Raw genomic sequence first — 500 nt, 5'->3', positions numbered from 1 at the left:
TTCCCAGTCCTTGTTACCACGGTTTTCAAGTTCAATCTGGGCAATAAAAAGATTTTCGAAGTCGTAATTGGTTGTAGCACCAGAAAAGGTAAGCCTAGTGATGTGATCGCCTAACAACTTGCTTGGTACGAATATATTAGTGATATTAACATGCTTGCTGATAGGTTGTATTCTGTTCCGACGACTTGTAACTAGGGCGGTTATAATTGCTCCGACAGCACCGCCGCCGATTAATGGTAGGATGATCTTTATAACTTCAATAATGGTGTCGTTCTGCTCTTTGGTCATTTATTTAAACGCTTTATAAAGTTCCGTATAACAGTAAATATATTCATAAAAATAAAACAACATAGATACCCATCGACATCAAGGGCACACTCATTCTTAAAATTTACGACAACTCGCCAAATCTACAAGTATTTCTTGTTCCTTAATTGATTGAATAATATAAACTTTTTCTCCCCGTTACAAAGCTGTTCAACAAAATCATTGAACCATGC

1 pseudogene is annotated in these 500 nt (G+C 36.6%); it reads right to left on the bottom strand.

Annotated elements, in window-relative coordinates:
* Window positions 1-288 (bottom strand): annotated as a pseudogene (locus ACNOHI_RS25715) (hypothetical protein); the annotation flags it as partial.
* Between the last annotated feature and the right edge of the window lie 212 nt (window positions 289-500).

It is taken from the genome of Noviherbaspirillum sp. ST9, assembly GCF_048799745.1.
GTDB lineage: Bacteria > Pseudomonadota > Gammaproteobacteria > Burkholderiales > Burkholderiaceae_D > Noviherbaspirillum.
The sequence above is the reverse complement of the archived record's forward strand: the minus strand, read 5'-3'. Positions and strand labels throughout refer to the sequence as shown.